The organism is Kytococcus sp. Marseille-QA3725 (assembly GCF_054950055.1).
Window position 1 is genome coordinate 1,254,180 of the sequence record NZ_JBUCLA010000001.1, and the last position, 25,664, is coordinate 1,279,843.

Annotated in this window: 21 protein-coding genes; 4 read left to right on the plus strand and 17 right to left on the minus strand. The window is 72.6% G+C overall.

The features are described from left to right. Positions 1–61: 61 nt before the first annotated feature. From hisIE to ACY8FT_RS05830, 14 genes are all read right to left on the minus strand, one after another. Positions 62–685, minus strand: coding sequence for a bifunctional phosphoribosyl-AMP cyclohydrolase/phosphoribosyl-ATP diphosphatase HisIE (gene hisIE, locus ACY8FT_RS05765; protein ID WP_462417954.1), 624 nt, complete (start codon positions 683–685; stop codon positions 62–64). Beyond that, positions 682–1,488 carry an imidazole glycerol phosphate synthase subunit HisF gene (gene hisF / locus ACY8FT_RS05770; protein ID WP_462417955.1) on the minus strand — a complete coding sequence of 269 codons (807 nt, stop codon included), beginning with the start codon at positions 1,486–1,488 and terminating at the stop codon, positions 682–684. The genes hisIE and hisF overlap by 4 nt, the downstream gene beginning before the upstream one ends. After that, a complete protein-coding gene (locus ACY8FT_RS05775; protein WP_462417956.1) occupies positions 1,485–2,324 on the minus strand; it encodes a 1-(5-phosphoribosyl)-5-[(5-phosphoribosylamino)methylideneamino]imidazole-4-carboxamide isomerase in 840 nt (279 codons plus the stop codon). Before ACY8FT_RS05775 ends, hisF begins: the two co-directional genes overlap by 4 nt. Next, positions 2,321–3,049 carry an imidazole glycerol phosphate synthase subunit HisH gene (gene hisH / locus ACY8FT_RS05780; RefSeq protein ID WP_462417957.1) on the minus strand — a complete coding sequence of 243 codons (729 nt, stop codon included), beginning with the start codon at positions 3,047–3,049 and terminating at the stop codon, positions 2,321–2,323. Before hisH ends, ACY8FT_RS05775 begins: the two co-directional genes overlap by 4 nt. Then, entirely contained in the window at positions 3,046–4,125 is a 1,080-nt protein-coding gene (hisB, locus tag ACY8FT_RS05785) for a bifunctional histidinol-phosphatase/imidazoleglycerol-phosphate dehydratase HisB (RefSeq protein ID WP_462417958.1), read from the minus strand. Before hisB ends, hisH begins: the two co-directional genes overlap by 4 nt. Continuing rightward, positions 4,122–5,387 carry an aminotransferase class I/II-fold pyridoxal phosphate-dependent enzyme gene (locus ACY8FT_RS05790; RefSeq protein WP_462417959.1) on the minus strand — a complete coding sequence of 422 codons (1,266 nt, stop codon included), beginning with the start codon at positions 5,385–5,387 and terminating at the stop codon, positions 4,122–4,124. Before ACY8FT_RS05790 ends, hisB begins: the two co-directional genes overlap by 4 nt. Continuing rightward, the gene (gene hisD, locus ACY8FT_RS05795; RefSeq protein ID WP_462417960.1) at positions 5,384–6,748 is read right to left on the minus strand and encodes a histidinol dehydrogenase; all 1,365 of its coding nucleotides are present in this window, start codon (positions 6,746–6,748) and stop codon (positions 5,384–5,386) included. The genes ACY8FT_RS05790 and hisD overlap by 4 nt, the downstream gene beginning before the upstream one ends. Continuing rightward, positions 6,748–7,665, minus strand: coding sequence for an ATP phosphoribosyltransferase (gene hisG / locus ACY8FT_RS05800; protein WP_462417961.1), 918 nt, complete (start codon positions 7,663–7,665; stop codon positions 6,748–6,750). The genes hisD and hisG overlap by 1 nt, the downstream gene beginning before the upstream one ends. Positions 7,666–7,755: 90 nt before the next feature. Beyond that, positions 7,756–8,076 carry a YerC/YecD family TrpR-related protein gene (locus ACY8FT_RS05805; protein WP_462417962.1) on the minus strand — a complete coding sequence of 107 codons (321 nt, stop codon included), beginning with the start codon at positions 8,074–8,076 and terminating at the stop codon, positions 7,756–7,758. 260 nt (positions 8,077–8,336) lie between these two features. After that, positions 8,337–9,752 carry a histidine--tRNA ligase gene (hisS, locus tag ACY8FT_RS05810; RefSeq protein WP_462417963.1) on the minus strand — a complete coding sequence of 472 codons (1,416 nt, stop codon included), beginning with the start codon at positions 9,750–9,752 and terminating at the stop codon, positions 8,337–8,339. 473 nt (positions 9,753–10,225) lie between these two features. Beyond that, a complete protein-coding gene (locus ACY8FT_RS05815; protein ID WP_462417964.1) occupies positions 10,226–11,179 on the minus strand; it encodes an electron transfer flavoprotein subunit alpha/FixB family protein in 954 nt (317 codons plus the stop codon). A gap of 32 nt (positions 11,180–11,211) precedes the next feature. After that, complete coding sequence (locus ACY8FT_RS05820; RefSeq protein WP_462417965.1) at positions 11,212–12,000, minus strand: electron transfer flavoprotein subunit beta/FixA family protein; 789 nt, start codon at positions 11,998–12,000, stop codon at positions 11,212–11,214. A 155-nt stretch (positions 12,001–12,155) separates the two neighbouring features. Beyond that, positions 12,156–12,947, minus strand: a complete 792-nt coding sequence (locus tag ACY8FT_RS05825) for an enoyl-CoA hydratase/isomerase family protein (RefSeq protein ID WP_462417966.1) — start codon at positions 12,945–12,947, stop codon at positions 12,156–12,158. After that, the gene (locus tag ACY8FT_RS05830; RefSeq protein ID WP_462417967.1) at positions 12,947–13,615 is read right to left on the minus strand and encodes a hypothetical protein; all 669 of its coding nucleotides are present in this window, start codon (positions 13,613–13,615) and stop codon (positions 12,947–12,949) included. Before ACY8FT_RS05830 ends, ACY8FT_RS05825 begins: the two co-directional genes overlap by 1 nt. A gap of 83 nt (positions 13,616–13,698) precedes the next feature. Here ACY8FT_RS05830 and glgX point away from each other — a divergent pair, with 83 nt between their 5' ends. Continuing rightward, a complete protein-coding gene (glgX, locus tag ACY8FT_RS05835) occupies positions 13,699–16,014 on the plus strand; it encodes a glycogen debranching protein GlgX (protein ID WP_462417968.1) in 2,316 nt (771 codons plus the stop codon). On the opposite strand, the gene ACY8FT_RS05840 is transcribed toward glgX, so the two are convergent. Beyond that, positions 15,989–16,375 carry a hypothetical protein gene (locus ACY8FT_RS05840; RefSeq protein WP_462418406.1) on the minus strand — a complete coding sequence of 129 codons (387 nt, stop codon included), beginning with the start codon at positions 16,373–16,375 and terminating at the stop codon, positions 15,989–15,991. The genes glgX and ACY8FT_RS05840 overlap by 26 nt on opposite strands. A 285-nt stretch (positions 16,376–16,660) precedes the next feature. Then, positions 16,661–17,041: a hypothetical protein gene (locus ACY8FT_RS05845; protein WP_462417969.1), complete on the minus strand. Its 381-nt coding sequence runs from the start codon at positions 17,039–17,041 to the stop codon at positions 16,661–16,663. Between the two features lie 82 nt (positions 17,042–17,123). Here ACY8FT_RS05845 and ACY8FT_RS05850 point away from each other — a divergent pair, with 82 nt between their 5' ends. Genes ACY8FT_RS05850 through glgB form a run of 3 tightly spaced genes read left to right on the plus strand, consistent with a single transcriptional unit; the run spans position 17,124 to position 25,350 of the window. Continuing rightward, on the plus strand, positions 17,124–19,271 hold the full coding sequence (locus ACY8FT_RS05850) for a maltotransferase domain-containing protein (protein WP_462417970.1): 2,148 nt from the start codon (positions 17,124–17,126) through the stop codon (positions 19,269–19,271). After that, positions 19,268–21,061, plus strand: a complete 1,794-nt coding sequence (gene treS / locus ACY8FT_RS05855; protein WP_462417971.1) for a maltose alpha-D-glucosyltransferase — start codon at positions 19,268–19,270, stop codon at positions 21,059–21,061. The genes ACY8FT_RS05850 and treS overlap by 4 nt, the downstream gene beginning before the upstream one ends. Continuing rightward, a complete protein-coding gene (gene glgB / locus ACY8FT_RS05860; RefSeq protein WP_462417972.1) occupies positions 21,058–25,350 on the plus strand; it encodes a 1,4-alpha-glucan branching protein GlgB in 4,293 nt (1,430 codons plus the stop codon). The genes treS and glgB overlap by 4 nt, the downstream gene beginning before the upstream one ends. On the opposite strand, the gene ACY8FT_RS05865 is transcribed toward glgB, so the two are convergent. Further along, positions 25,328–25,618, minus strand: coding sequence for an HNH endonuclease signature motif containing protein (locus ACY8FT_RS05865; protein ID WP_462417973.1), 291 nt, complete (start codon positions 25,616–25,618; stop codon positions 25,328–25,330). The genes glgB and ACY8FT_RS05865 overlap by 23 nt on opposite strands. Positions 25,619–25,664: the final 46 nt, after the last annotated feature.

Below are 25,664 nucleotides of genomic sequence, written 5' to 3' on the forward strand. Positions count from 1 at the left end.
GGATGGTGCCGATCCCACGGTGCCACGCACGGCCCCGGTCGCAGTGATCGGGGTCGGTGCGTCAGCCGCGGCGTGCCCGCAGCACGGCCTCGACCTGGGCCAGCGACAGCCCACGGTCCTGCAGCAGGACGAGCAGGTGGTAGACGAGGTCGGCCGACTCGCCGAGCAGCTCCTCGTCCCCCTGCGCCACGCCGGCGAGCGCGACCTCGACGCCCTCCTCACCGACCTTCTGGGCGATCCGGCGTGTGCCGTCCTCGAACAGGCGCGTCGTGTACGAGCCCTCGGGGCGGCTCGCGTGGCGCTCCGCGATCGTCCGCGCGAGGTGGCCGATCTCGCTGGCCGGCGGGGCGTCGTCGAAGCAGCTGGCCGATCCGGTGTGGCAGGTCGGTCCGGCAGGGCGGACGGTCACGAGCAAAGCGTCCCGGTCGCAGTCGGTGCGCAGGTCCACCAGCTCCAGGGTGTTGCCCGAGGTCTCCCCCTTGACCCACCGCTCGTTGCGGGACCGCGACCAGAAGGTCACCCGCCCGGTCTCCTGCGTGGCGGTCACGGCGCCCCGGTCCATCCAACCCAGCATCAGGACCGCGAGGGTGGCGGCGTCCTGCACCACCGCCGGCACCAGATCCCGCTCCTCACCCTCGCCCCGGCCACCCGGGGTGAAGTCCAGCTCCTGCACGTCCAGCCTCATCGCCGCACCTCCACGCCGGCCTCGGCCAGCTCGTCCTTCACCTGGTCGATCGTCAGGGTGCCCGAGTGGAAGACGCTGGCGGCCAACGCCGCGTCCACGTCCGCCTCCCGGAACACCCGCACGAAGTCCTGCACGCTCCCCGCCCCGCCGGAGGCCACCAGGGGCACCGGGCACACCTGCCGCACCGCGGCGAGCTGCTCGACGTCGTAGCCGGTCCGCACGCCGTCGGAGCCCATGCAGTTCAGCACCACCTCACCGGCGCCCCGATCGGCGACCTCGGTCACCCAGTCGAGCGTCGAGCGCCCGGCCTGCCGCATCGCCTGCGGGTCACCGGTGTGCGAGCGCACCCGCCAGATGCCGTCCTCGTCGCGCAGCGAGTCGATGCCGACCACCACGCACTGCACGCCGAACTCGTCGGCGAGCTCCCCCACCAGCTCCGGCCGCTCCAGGGCCGGGGTGTTCACCGACACCTTGTCCGCCCCCGCGTGCAGCACCGCCCGGGCCTCGCCCACGGAGCGGATGCCGCCGGCGACCGAGAACGGGATGTCGATGAGCCGGGCCACGCGCGTGACCCACTCGCGGTCCACCGACCGACCGGCCGGGCTCGCGCTGATGTCGTAGAAGACCAGCTCGTCGGCTCCGGCCTCGGCATAGCGCTCGGCGAGCTCCTCGATGCCGCCGGCGTCCACGTGGTCGGTGAAGCGCACGCCCTTGACCACGCGCCCGTCGCGGACGTCGAGGCAGGGCACGATGCGTCGCGCCAGCCGCGTGGGGGCCTCGGGGACGTTCGTCGGCGTCGTCATCGGACCAGCTCCTTCAGTTCTGCCAGCTCGATCGTTCCCTCCAGCAGGGAACGGCCGAGCACCGCGCCGGCACAACCCCGCGCCCGAACGGCCTCGACGTCGGCCACGTCCCGGATGCCGCCGCTGGCCTGGACGTCCAGCCCCGGCGCGAGCCCGCGCAGGTGGTCGTACAGGGCCAGCCCGGGACCGGTCATCATGCCGTCGCGGCTGATGTCGGTGGCCAGCACGTGCCGCAGCCCGGCAGCCGAGTAGCCCTGCAGCAGGGCCGCGAGGTCCACGCCGGAGTCCTGCGTCCAGCCGCGGGTCGGCAGCTCCCAGCGGGCGCCCTCTCCCTCATCACCGGTCGTCCGCGTGCCGACCTGCCGAGCGTCCAGTGCGACGGTCAGCCGCTCGGGCCCGAGCTCGGGGACCCAGTCGCGCACGTCCTCGGGCCGGGTGACGGCCAGCGAGCCGACCACCACGCGCGTCGCGCCGGCCCCCAGCATCGCCTCGACGTCCTCCCGCGAGCGCACACCACCACCGGTCTGCACGCGCAGGCCCGTCTCGGCCACGATGCGCTGCACGAGCCCGGCCAGCGTCCAACCACCGGTGCGCGCGGCGTCCAGGTCCACCAGGTGCAGCCACTGCGCACCGGCCGCGGCGTACCGACCGGCCTGCTCGACCGGGTCGAGGGCGTAGCTCGTCTGCTGGTCGTAGTCGCCCTGGCGCAGGCGGACCACCTGTCCCTCGCGGATGTCGAGCGCGGGGTAGCAGGTGAAACCCCCGGCCGGGCCCCGGTCAGCGGCAGCCGCCTCGCGGGAAGGGACACGGCGGGTGGTCTCGTCACGGGCGGTCACGAGGCACCTCCGGGCAGGACGCCGCAGAACGCGGCGAGGAGTCGGGACCCGAGCGCACCGGAGCGCTCGGGATGGAACTGCATGCCGGTCACGTTCCCTCGCTGCACGATGCTGGTGAACGGCTGGCCGTGGGTGGTGGTCGCGAGGCTGTGCTCACCCACCGGGGCGGCCCAGGAGTGCACGTAGTACGCGCGCGGCTCAACGCCGTCGGCCCAGGCCTCCCGCAGCACGCGGGCCACCGGACCGGAGGAGTCCTCGGCGAACGCGGGGCCCGACTCCAGCACGTTCCAGCCCATGTGCGGCACCCGCACCCCGCCGGCGGGCAGCTGCCGCACCACTCCCGGGACGAGCCCGAGGCACTCGACGGCCTCGTCGGTGGAGCGGCCACCCTGCCCCTCGGTGGAGGCCTCGTGGAGCAGCTGCATGCCCAGGCAGACGCCGAGCACCGGCTGCTCGAGCCCACGCAGCACGTCCACCAGGTCGAGCTCGTGCAGGCGGCGCATCGCGGCACCGGCCGCACCCACACCGGGCAGGATCACGCGGTCGGCCTGACGGATCCGGCCGACGTCCGCGGTCAGCGGGGCGTCGATGCCCCAGCGCTCCAGCGCGAAGCGCACCGAGGCGATGTTGGCGCCCCCGGCGTCGACGAGCACCACGTCGGGCGCCGTACCGGGCGGCATGTCACCGGGCCCCGTGGCACCGGTCCCCACGCCGCCGGCCGTCACAGCATCCCCTTGGTGCTCGGCAGGCCCTGGCCGGTGCGCGCGACGGACTGGCGCAGCGCCCGGGCCACGGCCTTGAAGCCGACCTCAACCCGGTGGTGGTCGTTCTCGGCCTCGACGGTCAGGTGCAGCGTCATGCCCGCGGCCTCGCACAGCGAGCGCCAGAAGTGCTCGACCATCTCGGTGGGCAGGTCGCCCACCATCTCGCGGGAGAACGGGCAGTCGAAGACCAGGTATGGCCGGCCGGAGAAGTCGATGGCCGCCGTGGCCCGGGACTCGTCCATGGGCAGGGTGAAGCCGTAGCGCCCGATGCCGTGCTTGGTGCCCAGCGCCTCGCGCAGCGCCTGCCCGATGGCCAGGCCGGTGTCCTCCACGGTGTGGTGCTCGTCGATGTGCAGGTCGCCCTCGCAGCGCACCTGCAGAGCGAAGCCGCCGTGCTTGCCGAGCTGGTCGAGCATGTGGTCGAAGAAGCCCAGTCCTGTGGAGACCTGCGCGGGGGCCGGGTCGTCCAGGTCGACCGCCACCTCGATGCGGGTCTCGGCCGTGTTGCGGGTGACGGACGCTCGGCGTGGGGCGTCGACGAGGTCGTGCGCGATCGCCGGCCAGGTCCAGGTGCCGCCGAGCTCTTCCTCGGTCGCCAGCTGGTAGGCGGGCACACCGAGAGCGCGGGCGAACTGCACGTCGGTGTCGCGGTCGCCGACCACCGCCGAGCGCTCCCAGTCGATGCCGCGGTCCTTGAGCAGGTGCGTCACCAACCCGGTACCGGGCTTGCGGGTCGGCGCATGGTCCTCCGGGAGGGAGCCGTCGATCAGCACCTCGGCGAAGCGGACGCCCTGGCTCTCGAGCACCTGCATCACCAGGCCGTGGGCGCCGTCGAAGTCCTCCTGCGGGAAGGAGGCGGTGCCCAGGCCGTCCTGGTTGGACACCATGACCAGCCGGTAGCCGGCCTCCTGTAGGCGCAGCAGCGCGGGCACCACGCCCTCGACGAAGCGCACCTTGGCCAGCGCGTCGACCTGGTGGTCCTCGGGCTCGGTGATGATCGTGCCGTCACGGTCGACGAGCAGCAGCGGGGTGCTCACAGCGCCTCCTGGGGAGTCGTGGGGTCGGATGGGGCGGGCGCTGCGAGCGCGGCGTCGGGAGCGAGGACGCGCAGCACCCGGTCGTTCTGCTCGGGAGTGCCGACGGTGATGCGGACGCCGTCGCGCAGGCCGGGGTGCCTGGCGAGCGAGCGGACGACGACCCCGGTGCCCTCGAGCTCCTGCAGCACGGCCTCCGGGTCCTCGCAGCGGAGGGTCACGAAGTTCGCCTCACCGGCCAGTACCGCACGGATCGTCGGGCCGAGGTGGCCCTCCCGACCCGCCGTCGCGGCCAGGGCTGCGGCGACGCGCTCCCGCTCGACCACGGTCCGTTGCACCTGCTCGGTGGTCCGGCGCACGGCCTCGGGGGACGTGGCCTCCAGCGCCAGGCGGACGGCCGGCACGGCCAGCGGGTAGGGCGCTTGCACCCGGCCGAGGGCGGTCACGAGCGGGGCCCGACCGAGGACCGCACCGATGCGCGCACCGGCCAGTCCGTGGGCCTTGCTCAGGGTGCGCAGCACGACGACGCTCTCGTGCTCGGCGAGGAGCACAGAGGCGGAGTCGCGCCCGGTGAAGTCGGCGTAGGCCTCGTCCACCACGAGCAGGGCCCGGCCACGCAGCGCCTCGGCCACGCGGGCCAGCTCCTCGGTCGGGACGGTCTGACCGGTGGGGTTGCCCGGCGAGGCGAGGAAGACCAGGTCGGCCCTGCTGCGCTCCGCTGCCGCGAGGACCTCGTCGACGTCCACGGCCCAGTGCTCGCGACGGGAAGACCCGTCCTCCTCGGCCAGTGGCCCGGCGGAGGGATCACCGGGCTCGACGGCCACCTCCCGCACGACCTGCGGGACGGCCACCGTCTCGGCGCCGTGCAGACGCGCGACCACCCCGTACATGCCGAAGGTCGGCGGCGTCACGACGACGCTCCCCCGCCCCGGCGGGCAGCAGCCACGCACCAGCAGGTCGATGGCCTCGTCGCTGCCCCGGGTGACGAGCAGCTCCTCGGGGCGCACGCCCCACAGGGCGGCCAGACGCTCACGCAGCTCCGCCGGCTGCGGGTCCGGGTAGCGGCGCGAGGACCCGTCGGGATCACCCGGGTTGGCCACGGCGGACTCGTTGGCGTTGAGCCACACGCGCTCGGCCGGCGTCGTGGCGCCCTCGGCCTCCCCCTCGACCTGGGGAGCAGGACCGCTGGTTCGCGCGCTGGAGTAGCCGGCGAAATCGGCCAGGTCCGCACGCAGGTAGGGCATCGGCAGCGCCTCGTCGCTCATGCGCGCACCCCGTCCTTCGGGTCGGTGCCGGTCGTGGTGACGTCGTCGGCCCCACCGGCCTCCCCCGGCTTCCCGCCGCGGCGGGTGACGGCCCGCGCGTGGGCCTCCAGCCCCTCGGCCCGGGCCAGCCGCACGGCCGTGACCCCGGTGGTGCGCAGGGCGGCGGGACTGGCCTCCTGCACGGTGATCGAGAGCTGGAAGCTGGCCAGGTTCACCCCACCGGTCCAGCGGGCGGCGCCGGAGGTGGGCAGCACGTGGTTGGTGCCGGAGCAGTAGTCCCCGAGCGACTCCGGCGTGTGGTCGCCGAGGAAGACCGAGCCGGCCGCGGTGACCCGCTCCAGCAGGGCCCGCGGCTCCCGGACGGCCAGGATGAGGTGCTCCGGCGCATAGGCGTTGGAGACCTCCATCGCCTGCTCGAGGTCCGGCACGAGCACCAGCCGGGAGGCCTTCAGCGCCCCTGCGACGATCGCGGCCCGCGGCAACTCGGCCGACTGCACCTCGAGCTCACCGGCCACCTGCTCCAGCAGCTGCCGGTCGTCGGAGACGCAGACCACCTGCGAGTCCGGGCCGTGCTCGGCCTGGCTGAGCAGGTCGGCGGCCACCCACACCGGGTTCGCCCCGGCGTCGGCGACGACGAGCTGCTCGCTGGGGCCGGCCGGCAGGTCGATGCCAGGGCCTCCCTGCATGCCGGCCACCTGGCGCTTGGCCTCGGTGACGAAGCCGTTGCCGGGACCGAAGACCTTGTCGCAGGGGCCGACGGGGCCGGCGCCGAAGGCCATGGCACCGACCGCCTGGGCGCCACCCACCACCGCGATGCGGCGGATCCCGACCTCCGCGCACGCCGCGACGACCAGCGGGTCGGCGGTGCCCTCACGGTTCGGCGGGGTGCAGACGACGACCTCCGGGCAGCCGGCCAGCACGGCGGGTACCCCGAGCATGAGGGCCGTCGAGGGCAGCGGCGCCGACCCCGCCGGCACGTACAGCCCCACGCTGCGCACCGGGCGCACGATCCGCTCGCAGCGCACCTGCTCGTCGCCCTCGCCCACGCCGTAGGGAGTGAGCCCACCGCCGGCGTGGAATGCCCGGATGTTCTCGGCCGCCTCGGCGATGGCGCGGCGGGCCCAGGGGTCCACCGCGGCGACGGCCGCGTCGATCTCGGCGTCGGTGAGCAGCAACCTGTCGCGCTCGATGCCGTCGAAGCGCCGGGTGAACGCGGCGACCGCTGCCTCCCCATCGCGGCGCACGGCCTCGAGCACGTCGGCCACGGCGCGGGACACCTCCTCGCCGACCACCTGGGCCGGGCGCTGCAGCGCCTCGGTGCGGGCGGCGGCGTCCAGGGTCGACCAGTCCAGGACGCGCATCAGACCAGCATCCCCTCGACCGGCAGGACCACGACGCCGCGCGCCCCGGCCTGCTTGATCTCCTCGAGCATCCCCCAGGTGACGGTGCCGTGGCACAGGGCCTGCACCGCGAAGGTGCTCGTGGAAGCCGTCGGGTCGGCCGGGTCGACCGTGGGCACGACGGTGGGCTCCTCGGCATCGGGCAGCAGGTCCAGCACGGTCGTCAGGCGGTCGGCGGGCACCCGGGCCGAGACGACCTTGCTGTCGGCCACGCGCTGCACGCCGTCGAGTCGCCGCAGCAGCACCTCGGCCAGGGCGGCGCGCTCCCCCTCCAGCGGGGCACGGCGGGCGGCGAGGACGGCTTCGGTCTGCAGCACGGTCGTCACCGGCTGCAGGGCGTTGGCCCGCAGCGTGGCGCCGGAGGACACGAGGTCGCAGACGACGTCGGCCTGCCCCAGGCTCGGTGCGATCTCGACCGACCCGCTCAGGGTGACGACGGCGGCCGAGACGCCCTGCTCCTCGAGCCAGGCACGGGTGAGGGCCGGGTAGCTGGTGGCCACGCGCAGACCCTCGAGCTGCCCGGGGCCGGTCCAGGTCCACTCGGTGGGGACACCGATGTCCAGCGAGCACCCGCCGAACCCGAGCTCGCGGATCTCCTCCAGGCCCTGCTCGGGGTGGGTGAGGACGGTCTCGGCCAGCACGTTGCGGCCCAGGATGCCGAGGTCGGCCACCCCGTCGGCCAGCAGGCCGGGGATGTCGTCGTCGCGCACCAGCAACAGGTCGATGGGCAGCCCCTCGCCGAAGCAGAAGAGGCGGTCGCGGCTCTCGCGCCAGGTCAGGCCGCAGGCGGTCAGCAACTCACGGGCCGGGTCGCCGAGACGGCCCGACTTCTGGATGGCGACGCGCAGCCGGTCGCGCTGGGGATCGAGCGGGGACATGCAGGAACTCCTCACCCGCGGGCGGCGGGAACGGGGACGCGGTGGTCCGGGGAGGGGCGGTGGCCCGTGGGGGTACGGGATCCGCGGCGTTCAGGCGGAGGCGAGCCCGTCCAGATGTCGCAGGGCGGTGCGGTACCCGCCGGAGCCGTCCTCGAGGCAGCGGGCGACACGGCCGACGGTGGTGACCGAGACGCCGGTCTCCTGGTGGATCGCGCGATAGCTGCGCCCGTCGGCGAGCAGCGGGACCACGGCCCAGCGGTCGGCGAGCGCCTCGATCTCGGACGGGGTGCACAGGTCCGTCAGGAGGGCGTCGATGTCGGCCGGGTCGTTCATGGCGGCCAGCACGGCGGTGAGCTGCTCGCGCGAGTCGCCCACGACCTGCCGGGCCTGGGTGGCGGTGCGTCGCTTCACGGCTCTCCTCGGGGTCCTGTGGGCGATCTGCGGATGCGGCGATGGCGCTGCTGGCTGTATCCGCTTGTATCAACGCGCTAATACGTTAACACGCTGTGACAAGTGAGCCGAATCGGCTCCTGCGGACACACGGCGCGCACCCCGCCCATGTCCAGCGCCGCACCCGACAGCGAACGGCCGTGGGCCCCGCACAGGTGCTGTGCGGGGCCCACGGCCGGGTGCGGGGCGATCGGCTGACGACCACCGGTGACGGCTCCGGGTCAACCCTCCCGGAGCGCCTCGGGCTGCGCGAGCTCGACCCGCAGCGCGCGGGCCATCTCCCCGCGCTCGACCTCGAACTGATCACCGCGCACGAGGTCCTTGACGGTGACAACGCCCTTCTCGACCTCCTGCGCCCCCAGCACCGCGACGAAACGGATGCCGGCACGGTCGGCGTGCTTGAACTGCTTGGCGAGCTTGGCCGGCTCGAGGACGTTCTCGACCGTCAACCCTGCGGTGCGCAGCTCGGCGGCCAGACCGAGCGCCTGCGGCAGCAGCTCCTCGTCGAGCAGCGGGACGAGCACCTGCACGGTCGACGGCTCGTCCTCGACCATGCCGTTCTCCATGAGCTGCCAGAACAGGCGCGACAGTCCGATGGACATGCCCACCCCCGGCAGCGACGACTTCGTGTACTGCCCGGCGAGGTTCTCGTAGCGGCCACCGGAGCAGATCGACCCGAGCTCGGGGCTCTCGTCGAGGAAGGTCTCGTAGACCGTGCCGGTGTAGTAGTCGAGCCCGCGGGCGATCGCGAAGTTCACGCAGTAGTCCGCCTCAGGCACACCCAGGTGGTGCAGCATCTCGAGCACCTCGCGCAGCTCGGCCACACCCGCGTCGAGCTCCTCGTCCCGTCCCTCGAGGCCCTGCAGCGCCGCCAGCGCCTCGTCGTGGGAGGTCGTGCGCGTGGTGACGAAGGTCGTGAGCTGCTCGACGGCCTCGGCGGGCAGGCCGAAGCGCTCCCCCGTCAGCTCCTCGGCCAGCCACTCGACGCCGCGCTTGTCGATCTTGTCGACCTCGCGCAGCACGGCGGCCTGCAGCTCGTCGGCCACCCCGATGCTGCGCAGGAAGCCCCGCAGCAGGCGGCGGTTGTTCAGGTGGATCGTGAACGGGCCGAAGTCCAGCTCCGCGAAGATCGCGTGCATGGTGGCCGGCGGCTCGGCGTCGTGTCGCACCGAGAGCGAGTCCTTGCCGATGATGTCGACGTCGCACTGCACGAACTCCCGGAAGCGACCCCGCTGCGGGCGCTCACCGCGGTAGACGCGCTGCATCTGGTAGCGGCGGAAGGGGAAGGTCAGCTGCCCCTCGTGCTGGGCGACGTACCGGGCCAGCGGCACGGTCAGGTCGAAGCGCAGCGCGAGGTCGGGCAGCGCGTCCTCGACGTCGGCCTCGCGGGCCGCCTCGCGGAAGTTGTTCAGCCCACCGGTGGACTGCACGAAGTAGACCTGCTTCTCGGTCTCCCCACCGGACTTCGTGAGCAGCACGTCGGTGCGCTCGAAGGCGGGGGTCTCCAGCGGCAGGAAGCCACCGGCTTCGAAATGACGCCGGATCACGTCGCTGATCCGGTTGAACGCGACCTGCTGCCGGGGCAGGAGCTCGAGCGTTCCCTGGGCGGGTCGGGGCGTGGTGATCGCTGGGGCCATGCCCCGAGTCTAGTTCCGCACGCACCGCGGGCCCCGGCCACCGTGCTGGTGGTCGGGGCCCGTGGCGCCCTGCCGACGGGTGGGGCGCTCCCCCCCCGCCGACGACGGCCGTCAGCCCTGCGCGGCGGCGGTCAGGAAGTAGACGGTCTTGCCGGTGTCCTGAGCGGTCTGCGTCGTGTCGGTCATGCCTCCACCCTCCTCCTGACCACCGGGGGTCCGGCAAGCGGGAGAGTGACAGGGGGCAAACGGGCCGGACCGGACCCGACACCCTCCGGGCCGGCGCTCGACCACCCGGCGAAGCGGCCGGTCAGCGGATCGGCGCGTCGGTGGATGGCCGACCCACGACGAGAACAGCACCGGTGCGCAGTTCGTCTGTCGAACTGCGCACCGGTGCTGCGTTCGTGCCCGCGGGGCCGGCGGATGACCGATGACGGGCACCACGGCGCCGAGCCGACCGGCTCAGCGCCCCGGGATCACTTGGAGCCCTGGACCTTCTCGGTCGCCTGCGGGAGGACGTCGAAGAGGTCACCGACGACTCCGAAGTCCACCATCGAGAAGATCGGCGCCTCCTCGTCCTTGTTGACCGCGACGATCGTCTTGGAGGTCTGCATGCCGGCACGGTGCTGGATGGCGCCGGAGATGCCGGCCGCCACGTACAGCTGCGGGGAGACCGTGACACCGGTCTGACCGACCTGGCTGGAGTGCGGGTACCAGCCGGCGTCCACCGCGGCGCGCGAGGCACCCACGGCGGCCCCCAGGGAGTCCGCGAAACCCTCGACCGGGTCGAAGTCACCACCGGTGCCGCGGCCACCGGAGACCACGATGGCGGCCTCGGTGAGCGCCGGGCGGCCGGAGGCCTGCTTCGGCTCGCTGCTCACGATCTTGGCGCCCTTGGCCACGTCGGAGAACTCGACCTCGACGACCTCGTCGGCCGCGGCGCCCTGGGCCGGCTCGGCGCTCACCGAGTTCGGCTTCAGGGTCACGACGGCCACGCCCTTGGCGACGTGGGCCGTGGTGGTCCAGCCACCGGCGAACACGGACTTGGTGACGGCGATGCCGCCCTCACCCGGCTGGACGTCGACGGCGTCGGTGATGATGCCCGAGGCGGTCATGACGGCCAGCCGGCCGGCGACCTCCTTGCCCTCCGGGGTGGACGGCAGGATCACGGCGGCCGCACCGGTGCGCTGCACCAGCTGCGCGAGGGCCTCGGCGGTCGGGCCGACGAGGTACTCGTCGAACTCGCCCGCCTCGAGGCGGTAGACCTTCTCCGCGCCACCGGAGGCCAGGGCCTCCTTGGCGGCGTCGAAGCCGCTGCCCACGAACACCGCGGAGGGCTCGCCCACGCGACGTGCGGCGGTCAGCATCTCGGCGGTCGTCTTGCGGACGTCGCCCTCGACGTGGTCGACCAGAACCAGAACTTCACTCATCGTCTACTCCTGTGGAAAGTCGTCGGGGCGGCTCAGATGAACTTGCGCTGGGCCAGGAACTCGGCGAGCTTCGTGCCGCCGTCGCCCTCGTCGGTGACGATCTCGCCGGCCTCGCGCGGCGGGCGCTTCGTGGCGTCGTCGACCTGCGCCCACGCGTTGCCGTGGCCCACCAGGGAGGGGTCGACACCCAGGTCGGCCAGCGACCAGGTCTCGACGGTCTTCTTCTTGGCGGCCATGATCCCCTTGAAGCTCGGGTAGCGCGGCTCGTTGATCTGGTCGGTCACGGAGACCACGGCCGGGAGGGTCGCCTCGACGGTCTGGGTGGCCTCGGCGGTGTCGCGCTTGATCGTGACGGTGCCGCCGGTCCCGCCGGAGCACTCGACGGAGTTGGCCAGGGTCACCATCGGGACGCCCAGCAGTTCGGCGACCATCGCGGGCACGACACCCATGGTGCCGTCGGTGGAGCTCATGCCGAACAGGACGAGGTCGACCTCGTCGACCTTCTTCACGGCCTCGGCCAGCACCAGCGCGGTGGAGAGCGCGTCGGACCCGGCGAGGGCCTCGTCGGTGACGTGCACGCCGTCGGTGGCACCCATCTGGAGGGACTTCTTCACGGCCTCCTCGGCGTCGGCCGGACCCATCGTCAGGACGGTCACCCGTCCGTCGCCGCTCGCCTCGGTGATCTTGAGGGCCTCCTCCACCGCGTACTCGTCGAGCTCGGACAGCAGGCCGTCCGTGCTGCGGTCGGTCAGGGAGTCGTCGCCGAAGGATCGATCACCCTGGGCGTCCGGGACGTGCTTCACGCACACGACGATGTTCATCGATCGCCTCTCTCATGACTTGTGCTGCCGGACCGCCGCGCGGGCGACCCGGTGGATGACGGGGAGGGCGCCCCGCAACACGGGGCGCCCTCCTAGTGTCGCACGTCACGTCCCGCGGTCCGCGGGGCGCCGTGCCGGCCGTCGGCCGGGAACGGTCAGCGGCCGACGAACTTCGCCTTGCCGGGACCGTTCTCGACGAACGAGTCCATGCCGAGCTGACGGTCCTCGGTCGCGAACAGGCCGGCGAACGCGATGCGCTCGAGCTCCAGGCCGGTGGTCAGGTCGACCTCGATGCCGCGGTCGATCGACTCCTTGGCGGCGCGCAGCGCGATCGCCGGGCCGCCGACGTACTGGGCCATGCGCTTGCGGGCGGCCTCGTAGACCTCCTCGGCGGGCACGACCTCGTCGGCCAGGCCGATGCGCTCGGCCTCGGCGGCGTCCACGTGGCGGCCGGAGAAGATGAGGTCCTTCGCCTTCGCGGTGCCGATGAGGCGCGGCAGGCGCTGGGTGCCACCGGCACCGGGGATGACGCCCAGCAGGATCTCCGGCTGGCCGAGCTTCGCGTTGTCGGCCACGACGCGGAAGTCGCAGGCCAGCGCGAGCTCGCAGCCACCACCGAGCGCGTAGCCGGTGATCGCGGCGACGGTCGGCTTCGGGATCTCGGCCACGGCGGTCAGGCAGGCCTGGAGCTTCGCGGCGCGGTCGAGCATGTCCGCGTAGCTCATCTGCTGCATCTCCTTGATGTCCGCGCCGGCGGCGAACACCTTCTCGCCGCCGTAGACGATCACCGCGGCGACGTCGGGGTGCTCCGCGGCCTGACGGGCCACGATGCCGATCTCGTCCTGCAGCTGGGTGCTCAGGGCGTTCATCTTCGGACGGTCCAGGCGGATGGTGCCGATGCCGTCGGCCACCTCCAGCCGCACGAACTCACAGGTCTGCTCGGTCATCAGCGGGTCTCCTCGTCGTTGGCGCCCAGGTTCAGGGAGAAGGATGACGCACCGCCACGCTGGCCCTGCTGGGGCGTCCCCTGGCCCCCCTGCTGGGGAGCGGACTGGCCGCCGGTGGGCTGGCCCTCCTGGCGGCCCTGCGCGCCGGGGCTCACCGGACCCGGGGCACCGATCGCCGCGGAGGTGGCGTGCTGCACGCCGTCCTTGGTCACGTTCTCGTGCCACACCTGGACGGCCTGCATGATCATGTTCACCGTCAGCTGCAGGCGCGGGCTGGGGCTCTCCCCCTTGAGCAGGATGTGCTCGCCGGAGACCACCAGCGTGGTGCCGACGATGCCCATCTTCACCACGTTGGCGCCGAGCGTGACGTCGTTGGTGTTGTTGAGCCAGCGGTCGACCTCCTGCGGGATGTCGGAGCCGATCTGCCACTGGCCGAAGACGCGCATGATGTCCACGTCGCCCTCGGTGATGCGGACGAACATGGTCTGGCCCTGCACCTCGAAGCCGACGTCGCCGTCACCGTCGATCCTGGGGTTCATGCCGTCGCTCTCCAGGAGGGTCACCACCTGGTCGCGCAGACCGGCACCGGAGGAGCTGGGGTTCCCGGAGGAGGTGCCTCCGGAGTCGTCGCCGGAGGGGAAGCTCGGGAGCTGGGTCGGATCAGTCATGTGACCAACGTACCTGTCGTGATCCGCGCCACGACACCGCCACCGGGACACGTGCGACGGGCCGTCCTCCGTACTCTGGGGCCATGCCGATCCACCACGGATTCTCGCCGGACATCCCTCCTCGTCTCGGACTGCGTCGCGTGCCCGAGGGGGCCGCAGCCGACCCGGGGGCGCAGGACGTCGTGGAGGTCGCCGTCGTCGCCCGGGGGGCGACCGCCGTGTGGCTCTGCCTGCGCGAGGACGACGGGGGTGAGCGGCAGGTGCCGCTGCGGCACCGTGTGCACGGCATCTGGTTCGACCAGGTGCCGGACGTGCCCGCCGGCACCCCCTACGGCTTCCGTGCCGACGGTCCGTGGGAGCCGACGCGTGGACAGCGGTACAACCCCGAGAAGCGGCTGCTCGACCCCTTCGGCACGGTGCTCGACGGCACCGTCACGGCGGGGCCCGAGATCTTCGCCCACGCGGTGGACGACCAGCTGGCGCCGGTGGACGGTGGCGACGTGCGCTCGACGGTGGACACCGGCGACGCCATCCCGTGGAACCTGGTGCCCGACGACCGGGCGGAGGGACGCGATTTCGACTGGGGCGACGACTCCCCGCCGCGAGTGCCGTGGCGGGACACCCTCGTCGCCGAGGGCCACGTCCACGGCCTGACCGCCGCCCACCCGGAGGTGCCCGAGGAGCTGCGGGGCACCTACGCAGGACTGGCCCAGCCCCCGGTGCTGGAGCACCTCGCGTCGCTGGGCGTCACCGCGGTGGAGCTGCTGCCCGTCCACGCCAAGGCCGACGAGCAGCACCTGATGCGGCGCGGGGCGCAGAACTACTGGGGGTACAACGCACTCTCCTGGTTCGCCCCGCACCCCGGCTACGCGGCCACCGACGACCCGCTGGAGGTGGCCGACGAGTTCCGCGGCATGGTGCGGGCGATGCACGAGGCGGGGCTCGAGGTGATCCTCGACGTCGTCTACAACCACACCGCCGAGGAGTCCGCCGCCGGTGGCCCGACCTACTCCTGGCGCGGACTGGACGCCCCGCTCTACTACCGGCTGGACGACGTGGGCCGGGACGTGGACCACACGGGCTGCCAGAACACTGTGGACACGAACCACCCGGAGACGATCCGCCTCGTGCTGGACTCACTGCGCCACTGGGTGGAGGAGTTCCACGTCGACGGCTTCCGCTTCGACCTCGCGTCCGCGCTGGGCCGCGACGCTGCCGGGGCGTGGTCCCGCAAGCACCCGCTGCTGCTGGCCCTGCGCACCGATCCCGTGCTCTCGAGGGTGAAACTCATCGCCGAGCCGTGGGACATCTCCCCCGGGGGCTGGCAGACCGGGTCGTACCCCCCGCCGATGGCCGAGTGGAACGACCGCTTCCGCGACGCCACGCGGTCGTTCTGGTTGAACGGCGACGTGGGGGTGAGCGAGATGGCCACCCGGCTGTCCGGCTCCTCGGACCTGTTCGACCACCACGGGCGGCTGCCCACCTCGTCGGTCAACTTCGTGACCGCCCACGACGGGTTCACGCTGCACGACCTGACCGCCTACGACCACAAGCACAACGAGGAGAACGGCGAGGACAACCGGGACGGCAACGACAACAACCGCTCCTGGAACCACGGGGTGGAGGGGCCCACCCCGGACACCCCGGAGGGCCGTGCCGTCGCCGCCGCCCGCCGGCGCAGCATGCGCAACCTGCTGGCCACCACCCTGCTGGCCACCGGCACCCCGATGATCACCGCCGGCGACGAGTTCGGCCGCACCCAGAACGGCAACAACAACCTCTACACGCTCACCGACGCGAACCGGGACCAGGCGGCGCTGGACTGGGACTGGGACCAGTGGCAGTCCGACCTGGTCGAGACCACGCGCCGCCTGGTGGAGCTGCGCCGCCGCTTCCACGCGATCGGGCACCACACCTTCTTCGAGCCCTACACGGCACGGGACACGAGTCGGGCCACCGGGCACGACGGCGGGCAGCACCCCGACGACGTCACCGCCTGGACGCCGAGTGCCGCCTGGTACACCGCGGCGGGCAACGCCCTCGCGGACACCGACTGGGGCGACCGGACCTCCCGCACCCTGCAGATGGTGCTGGTGCCCGACGACGCCCCGGCACCGGTGATCACCCGGACCGAGCGCGAGGACGCCGCGGAGGACCTGGACCGGGACGGCGCCGCGGACGGTCTGCCGGAGGCCCGCACGGCCGTCGTCGTGGCCCTCCACGCCGGTGGGCCCGGTGAGGTCGTCGTGCCCACCGTCGACGGCTGGCCGCGGGCACGGCTCGAGTGGAGCTCGGCCTGGGAGCACCCCGACTACCCGGCGGACGACGCCGACCCGCAGCCGGGTGAGGCGCTGCCCGTCGACGGGCCGACCGTCATCGTGTGGAGTCTGCACCCCTGAGCAGCCACCACAGGCCGATCGCCGGGAGGACCAGCGGCACGAAGCCGTACTGACGGCCGAAGTCCGACCACACGGTCTCGTCCGGGAAGAGCACCGGGTCGAGCATGCTCAGGGCACCGACCGCCAGGACGCCCACCATCTCGACGGAGACCGCCACCAGCGCGATGCGTCGACCGCCTGCGCCACCGCGCACCATCGCCACGGTGGCGACCAGGTAGATGAGCGCCGCGACGGTCGACAGCAGGTAGGCCAGCGGCGCACGGTCGAAGTACGAGACCAGCTGGAGCACCGACCGGCCGGTGGCCGCGAGCGCCAGGACGGCGTAGGCCGCGACGAGGACGCGGCCGAACCCGCGGCTCATGGGGTTGGCCCGCGACGGGTCGGCTGCCGTCGCGGACCCGCTCTCCCCGGGACGGGTGCTGCGGGCCTCGTGCTCGTCGACGGGGTGGTGGGACGTGCTCATGCGGGGAACTCCTCGGAGGGGACGGGGCTGCGGGGCGGAGCTGCGGGGGGGCGACCGGGACGGGCGGGGAGCGGCCGGTGCGCGTGGTGCCCGGGCGTCGGTCGGGTGCACCAGGTCGCCGCGCGGGGCGGCCGATCAGCGAGTCAGTCGGTCAGCTGGCCGGGCATACAGCTGGCCAGGCACTCAGTGGGTCAGGACCGCTGGGAGCTGGTACCAGATCGCGATGATCCGCTGCGCCATGACCAGCAGGGCCAGACCCGCCAGGAAGAGCACGCCCATGCCCCACCGGGTGTCTCGCTCGGCGACCGACCACAGGAAGGCGACCGGCAGCAGGGCGGCCATGCCGAACAGGTAGGCGCCGAACTCCCAGGCGGGGATGTCGTACTCGGTGGTCAGCGCCATCACCAGGCCCACCGCCAGCTGCACCAGCAGCACGAGCCCGACCAACCCGGTGACCCCCAGGACGAAGTTGTCGACGGGACGGTTGATGAGCACGTAGACGAGGGACACGACGCACAGCAGCCCGATGGTCAGGAAGAGCGTCACGGTGAGGGCGGGGATCACGCCGGGGATTCTATGACCGGGGCCTCCCACGGCCCGGAACGCCCCTCGCCGGGCGGGGAGCCGATCCCATAGGGTCGCAGGCGTGAACGCCTCCGCCGCCTCGTTCCCCCGCGCAGGACAGAGCCCGATCGGGCGCATCCCCGTCATCGACGTGCAGCCCACCGTGGACGGTGGGCGGTTCCCCTCCAAGAGCGTGGTCGACGAGAGCGTCACCGTCACGGCCACCGTCTTCCGCGAGGGGCACGACGCGGTCTCCGCGACCGCCCTGCTCACCTCGCCGGAGGGGGTCGAGCACCGGTGGTCGATGACCTGTCTGAATCCCGGGCTGGACCACTGGGCGACGGCCGTCCACGCCCCCTCGCCGGGTGTGTGGTCCCTGCAGGTCGAGGGGTGGAGCGACCCGGTCGGCACCTGGCGCCACGCGGCGACGGTGAAGATCGAGGCCGGCGTGGACACCGATCTGATGCTCGCCGAGGGCGTGCTCGTGCTCCAGCGGGCGGCCGAGGCCGTGCGCTCGGGGGCCAGCGTCGCGGTCTGCGGGGTCGGTGAGCCGAGCCTCACGCGGGAGCAGGCGGCTGCGGTCTTGAGCACCGCGGCAGACCGGCTGGGCGACTCGCGGCTCGGTCCCACCGAGCGCCTGGCCGCGGCGACGAACCCGTCGGTCACCGAGGCACTGGCGTGCTACCCGCTGCGGGAGCTCGTCTCCCCCTCCCCCGCGACGGCGCTGTGGGTCGAGCGGGAGCTCGCGCTCGCCGGTGCCTGGTACGAGTTCTTCCCCCGCTCCGAGGGTGCCCGGCAGGACCCGGTGACCGGCCGATGGACCAGCGGCACCTTCGCGACGGCCGCAGAGCGCCTGCCCGCGGTGGCGGAGATGGGCTTCGACGTCGTCTACCTGACCCCGGTCCACCCCATCGGCAGCACCTTCCGCAAGGGGCCGAACAACACCCTTGACGCGGGCGAGGAGGATCCCGGCTCCCCGTACGCGATCGGTGGCCCGGAGGGTGGCCACGACGCCCTGCACCCGGAGCTCGGGGACTGGGAGGACTTCGACGGCTTCGTCGCGCGGGCGCGAGAGCTGGGCCTCGAGGTGGCGCTCGACCTGGCCCTGCAGTGCTCCCCCGACCACCCGTGGGTGACCGAGCACCCGGAGTGGTTCACGCAGCGGGCCGACGGGACGATCGCCTACGCGGAGAACCCACCCAAGAAGTACCAGGACATCTACCCGCTGAACTTCGACGACGACCCGCAGGGCATCGCCGCCGAGATCCGCCGCGTGATCCAGGTGTGGCTGGACCACGGGGTGCGGCTCTTCCGCGTCGACAACCCGCACACCAAGCCGGTCGAGTTCTGGCAGTGGCTCATCGCCGACGTGGCCCGGGAGCACCCGGAGACCGTCTGGCTGGCCGAGGCGTTCACCAGGCCGGCGATGATGCACACCCTGGCCAAGGTGGGCTTCCAGCAGTCGTACACCTACTACGCGTGGCGCCACACCAAGGAGGAGCTCACGGAGTACTGCCGGGAGCTCGCCGGCCCGGCCGCGGCCTACATGCGCCCGAGCTTCTGGCCGACGACGCACGACATCCTGACCCCGTTCATGCAGAACGGGGGTGCGCACGCCCACCGCCTGCGGGCAGCGCTGGCGGCCACCCTGGTGCCCACCTACGGCATCTACGCCGGGTACGAGCACTGCGAGTCGGTGCCGCGGCCGGGCGCCGAGGAGCACGTCGACAACGAGAAGTACCAGTACGTGGACCGCCGGTGGGACCTGGACCCCGGCCCCGCGGGCTGGGAGGGGCTGACCGACGACGCCCGGGAGGCCCTGGTCGAGGCGCGCGAGGCCGCCGGGGTGGCCGACCGGCCCGACCTGTCGGGCTTCCTCGCCCTGGTGAACCGCTTCCGGGCCGATCACCCGGCCCTGCGGACCCTGCGGTCCCTGCACTTCCACGAGACCGACCACCACGAGGTCATCGCCTACTCCAAGCGCCGACGCGTGACGGACGAGGCGGGCCGCAACACCGACGACCTGGTGCTGGTGGTGGCCAATCTCAACCCCCACACGACCGTCGAGGCCACGGTGCGCTGGGACCTGACGGCCCTGGGGCTCGAGTCGGGCAGCGGCTTCACCGCCCACGACGTGGTGACCGACGAGACCTGGCAGTGGGGCGACGCGGTGTACGTGCGCCTCGGTGTCGACGCCGAGCCGATCCACCTCGTGGAGGTGGTCCGATGAGTCCCTTCTCCCCCATGGACCTGCACCAGCCGGGCCTGCGGCACGACCCGCACTGGTACCGCACCGCGGTCTTCTACGAGGTGCTCACCCGGGCCTTCGACGACACGACCGCGTCGGGATCGGGTGACTTCAGCGGGCTCATCCGGCGGCTGGACTACCTGCAGTGGCTCGGCATCGACTGCCTCTGGCTGCCGCCCTTCTACGCCTCCCCGCTGCGCGACGGCGGCTACGACATCGCCGACTACACGGCGGTGCTGCCGGAGTTCGGGACCCTGCCGGAGTTCACCGAGCTGGTGAGCCAGGCGCACGCCCGGGGCATCCGCATCATCACCGACCTGGTGATGAACCACACCAGCGACGCGCACCCGTGGTTCCAGGCGTCGCGCTCGGACCCCGAGGGCGAGTACGGCGACTTCTACGTGTGGTCCGACGACGACACGAAGTACTCCGAGGCACGGATCATCTTCGTGGACACCGAGGAGTCCAACTGGAGCTTCGACCCGGTGCGCCGGCAGTTCTACTGGCACCGTTTCTTCTCCCACCAGCCGGACCTGAACTGGGAGAACCCGGCGGTGCGCGAGGCGATGTTCGACGTCGTGCGCTTCTGGCTGGACCTCGGGATCGACGGGTTCCGGCTGGACGCGGTTCCCTATCTCATCGAGACCGAGGGCACGAACTGCGAGAACGACCCGGCCACCCACGAGATCCTCGCCGACCTGCGGGAGATGGTGGACCGCGAGTACCCGGGACGCATCCTGCTGGCCGAGGCCAACCAGATGCCCGACGAGGTGGTGGACTACTTCGGCACCCCGGAGCGCCCGGAGTGCCAGATGTGCTTCCACTTCCCGGTGATGCCGCGGCTCTTCTACGCGCTGCGCGAGGAGAAGGCCGCCCCGATCACCGACGTGCTGGCCGAGACGCCGGAGATCCCGGTGGGTGGTCAGTGGGGCACCTTCCTGCGCAACCACGACGAGCTGACGCTGGAGATGGTCTCGACCTCCGAGCGCGCCGCGATGTACGGCTGGTACGCCCCGGACCCGCGCATGCGGGCGAACGTCGGCATCCGACGACGGCTGGCGCCGCTGCTGGACAACGCACGCTCGGAGCTCGAGCTCGTCAACGCGATGCTGCTTTCCCTGCCCGGCTCACCCTGCCTGTACTACGGCGACGAGATCGGGATGGGCGACAACATCTGGCTCGACGACCGGGACGCCGTCCGCACCCCGATGCAGTGGACGCCGGACCGCAACGCGGGCTTCTCCACCGCCGACCCGGGCAAGCTGTACCTGCCGGTGATCCAGTCGCTGGCGTACAACCACAGCGCCGTGAACGTCGAGTCGCAGATGGCCCAGGGCCACTCGCTGCTCAACTGGACCCGCGGCATGCTGGCCCTGCGCAAGCAGCACAGCGTGTTCGGGCTCGGTGACTTCACCGCGGTGGAGGCCGACAACCCGGCCGTGCTGGCGTTCACCCGCTGGGTCGACCCGCGCACCCTCGTCGAGGACACCCACGTGGTGGGTGAGAACGAGGTGCTGTGCGTCATGAATCTCTCCACCCGCCCGCAGGGCGTCCGCCTGCACCTGGGCGCCGACCACGCGGACAGCTCGCTCGTCGACCTGTTCGGCGGCCGGGGCTTCCCGGAGGCCGACGAGCACGGCAGCCTCCACCTCACCCTCGGCTCGCACCAGTTCTTCTGGTTCGGCCTGCGGCGGGAGCCCGATGATCCCGACCATGGGCCCGGGCTGCACCCGATCACCGCACACGACACCCCCAGGGAGCACACAGCATGACGACGAGCCTGAAGCACCTGCTCGAGGAGTGGATCCCCCAGCAGCGGTGGTTCACCGGCAAGGGCCACCAGCCCCGGCTGCAGCGCATCGGCACCATCCGCATGGGGGACGTGGTGGACCCGGGCGGTGCGACCGTCGCCCTGTCCACCGTCTACGTGGCCGACCGGGCGACCGAGCCGGCGACGATCTACCAGGTGCCGCTGACGGTGCACCCGGACTCCACCGACGGGAAGGCCTCGCAGCTGCCGGGGCGGCTCGGGCGGGTGCACCTCGCGTCGATGGGGCTGTCGGACGACCCCGCGGCCGTCGGCACCGTGCACGACGCGGCGCACGACCCCGCCTACGCCGCGGCGATCATGGCGATGGCCCACCGCGAGTCCACCTACGGCGAGGGTGCCTCGCAGATGAAGGGGACCCAGCTCAAGGCACGCCGGCCGCACAAGCCGCCGTACATCGTGACCGGGTCGCGGGTGCTGGCCACGGAGCAGTCGAACACCTCGATCATCGTCACCACGCTGGGCGGTCGGCCCAACGCACCGCACCGGGAGACCGCGATCATCAAGCTGTTCCGCGTGGTGCAGCCGGGTGCCAACCCTGACGTGGAGCTGCAGCTCGAGCTCGCGCGGCGGGGGTCGAAGAGCATCCCCACCCCCATCGGGGCGGTCGAGGGCACCTGGCCCGACCCGGACACCGGCAGCGAGACCCGGGGGCACCTGGCCTTCGCGAGCGAGTACCTGGGTGACGTGAAGGACGCCTGGCAGGTGGCCCTGAAGGCTGCGCGCAAGGGCAAGAAGTTCGTGAAGCCGGCCCGGCGGCTGGGTGAGTGCGTCGCCCGGGTGCACGCCGAGCTCTCGCAGGCCCTGGGCACGGTCCCCGTGGACCACGTGCATCGGGACGAGCTCACCGACCGGCTGCGCAGCCGGCTGGAGCAGGCCATGGCGCAGGCCCCGGAGCTGGCGCCGCTGCGCGAGGAGGCCACCGCGCGCATCGAAGCGCTGGAGGCCCTCGACTGGCCGCTGCTGCAGCGGGTGCACGGTGACCTGCACCTGGGGCAGGTGCTCGACGTGCCCGACCGCGGCTGGGTGGTGCTGGACTTCGAGGGTGAGCCCCAGCGGCCGGTGGCCGAGCGGCGTGCCCCGGACCTGCCGCTGCGTGATCTGGCGGGGATGCTCCGGTCGTTCGACTACGTCGCCGGGGCACTGACCCGGGACACCACGGACCCCGAGGAGGTGGCGGACCTCGACCGGTGGGCCGAGCGGGCCCGGGGTGCCTTCCTCGAGGGGTACGAGTCGGTGGCCGGCGAGGAATCGACTGGTCCCCGTGCCCTGCGCGAGGCGCTCGAGGTGGACAAGGCCTTCTACGAGGTGGTCTACGAGCAGCGCAACCGTCCGGGCTGGGCGAACATCCCGACCCGTGCCCTGGAGCGGATGCTGGGCGTGCAGCTCGGTGTGGCGGCCGCCCCGGCAGGTGAGGGCTCCACGGAGGACGCCGACACCAGCGGAGCCCTGGGGGCTGAGGGTGCTGCCGGTGCTACGGGTGCAGAGGGCGCCGCAGGTGACGAGGGTGCCGAGGGCGCTGCCGGTACCGGTGCCCCGGGTACTGCCGGGGGTGCCGGTGGCGCCGAGGACCACGCGGCGCGGCACGACGCGGGTGCCGGCTCCGGTCACGCGAGTCGCACGGGTCACACCGGCCACGACGCCGCCTCGGGCCCCGGCGAGGCGCCCGGCCACCCGACGTCGGCCCACGACGGTGCCTCCGGTGGCACCCCCGAGGACGGGAAGGCGTCCGGTCACGACGAAGCACCCGGTGCTCCCGGCTCCGGCGACACGTCCGACCGGGACGGCACGCCCGATTCCCCCTCGGCAGCCGCGTCGCCCACCGACACCTCCCGGTCCACCGGTGAGGTCCGCTCCCCGGGTACCTCCAGCGCCCCGGGGGCCCCGAGTGCCCCCGGCGTCCCCGGTGACTCCGACGAACGGCCCCGGGTGGACGACGGCCGCCCCCGCGGTGGGTCGACCCGCTTCGCGTTCGGGCAGTCGGACACGGAGGACCGGGGCCCTGCCCACATCAGCCGCGAGGTGGCCCGTCGGATCGTCGAGGGCCGCTCGCACGACCCCCACGCGCTCCTGGGTCTGCACTCGGTGGACGACGGGGTGGTCATCCGTGCGCTGCGGCCCGGGGCCCGCCGAGTGCTGGCCCTGCTGCCCGACGGCTCGCAGCACGAGCTCGAGCACCTCGAGGAGGGCATCTTCGGGGCCCACCTGCCGGGAGTGGCGCCGACGGACTACCGCCTCGAGGTGATGTGGCCCATGCCGGACGTCGCCACGGCCCACCGCGGGGGTCAGATGGCACAGCCCAGGACCGAGGACGACGGCTATCGGCACCTGCCGAGCATCGGGGAGATGGACCTCCACCTCATTGGTGAAGGGCGCCACGAGCGGCTCTGGAGCGTGCTGGGTGCCCGGGTGCAGGAGCACGAGGGGCCCATGGGAACCACCAGCGGTGTGAGCTTCACCGTCTGGGCGCCGAATGCCCGCGGGGTGCGCGTGGTCGGTGACTTCAACCACTGGGACGGCACCGGTCACCCGATGCGCAGCCTCGGCAGCAGCGGGGTGTGGGAGCTGTTCGTGCCCGGCATCGCCGCCGGTGAGCGGTACAAGTTCCAGATCACCACCGCCGAGGGCGGCACGGTGACGAAGGCCGACCCGATGGCCCGGCGCGCGGAGGTGCCGCCGCACACGGCCTCCGTCGTGGACGACAGCTGGGCCTCGGAGTTCGCGTGGACCGACACGGACTGGATGACCCGCCGCGAGGAGCGTGACCCGCAGACGCAGCCGATGTCGGTGTACGAGGTGCACCTCGGCTCCTGGCGCAAGGGACTGAGCTACACCGAGCTCGCCGACGAGCTGGTGGACCACGTGCGGTCCATGGGCTTCACCCACGTGGAGCTGCTGCCCGTGGCCGAGCACCCCTACGCGCCCAGCTGGGGCTACCAGGTCACGGGGTACTACGCGCCCACCTCGCGCTTCGGGTCGCCGGACGAGCTGCGTCACCTCGTCGACGCCCTGCACGCCGCGGACATCGGGGTGATCCTCGACTGGGTCCCCGGGCACTTCCCGAAGGACGAGTGGGCCCTGGCGCGCTTCGACGGGCAGCCGCTCTACGAGCACCCGGACCCGCGCCGCGGTGACCACCCCGACTGGGGCACCCACGTGTTCGACTTCGGTCGGCACGAGGTGCGCAACTTCCTGGTGGCCAACGTCCTGTACTGGATGGAGGAGTTCCACATCGACGGCATCCGCGTCGACGCGGTCGCCTCGATGCTCTACCTGGACTACTCCCGCACGGACGGTCAGTGGGCCCCGAACCAGTACGGCGGCCGGGAGAACCTGGAGGCCGTGCAGCTCCTGCAGGAGACCAACGCGACGGCGCACCGGCTTTTCCCGGGTGTCGTGACGGTGGCCGAGGAGTCGACCGCCTGGCCGGGGGTCACCGCCCCCACGCACGCCGGTGGTCTCGGCTTCTCGATGAAGTGGAACATGGGCTGGATGCACGACTCGCTGGAGTACGTGTCCAAGGACCCGGTGCACCGCCAGTACCACCACCACGACCTCACCTTCTCGATGGTCTACGCGTTCTCCGAGCGCTACGTGCTGCCCATCAGCCACGACGAGGTCGTGCACGGCAAGGGCTCGCTGGTCACGAAGATGCCCGGCGACACCTGGCAGAAGTACGCCGGCGTACGGGCCTACCTCGCGTTCATGTGGGCGCACCCGGGCAAGAAGCTGCTCTTCATGGGTTCCGAGCTCGGGGTGCCGAGGGAGTGGTCCGAGGGCGCCTCGCTGGACTTCGACATCGAGGACGACCCGCTGCGCAGCGGGGTCCGCAAGGCGGTGCAGGACCTCAACGCCCGGTACGGGGAGCTCCCCGCCCTCTGGCAGGTGGACCACGAGCCGGCGGGCTTCCGCTGGATCGACTCCGAGAACGCCGCCGGCAACGTCATCAGCTTCCTGCGCTTCGGGGAGCAGCCCGAGCAGCAGGGCGGCACCGTCGCGGTGGTCGTGAACTTCTCCGGTGGCCCCCACGAGGAGTTCCGGATCGGGCTCCCGCACACCGGACGCTGGCGGGAGCTGCTGAACACCGACGCCACCGAGTACGGCGGGTCGGGCGTCGGCAACCTCGGTGAGGTCCACGCCGAGGACGTCCCGTGGGACGGGCAGCCCGCCTCGGCGGTCGTCCGGGTGCCCCCGCTGGGGGCCGTCTGGTTCACCCCGGACCTGGAGGGCTGAGCCCAGCGTCCAGCGGTTCCGGAGGGTCGCTGGCGTCGTGCCAGACCCAGCGGCCCCCGTCGCGGTTGGCCGTCAGCCGCTCCCGGTGCACGACGGTGTGGTGCCGCTGGCAGAGCAGCGCGAGGTTGGCCAGGTCGGTCGCTCCCCCGTCCGCCCAGTGCCTGATGTGGTGCGCGTGGCACCACCCCGTTGACCGTCGTCGCGTGGCTCGTGGGCCCGGCGTCCTCCACCGGACCGGCGAGACCACGCCCCCAGCCGACCCGGTCACCGTCCGGCGACCGCTCCTGCAGCCGCCGGGCCAGGGTCTCGTGGTC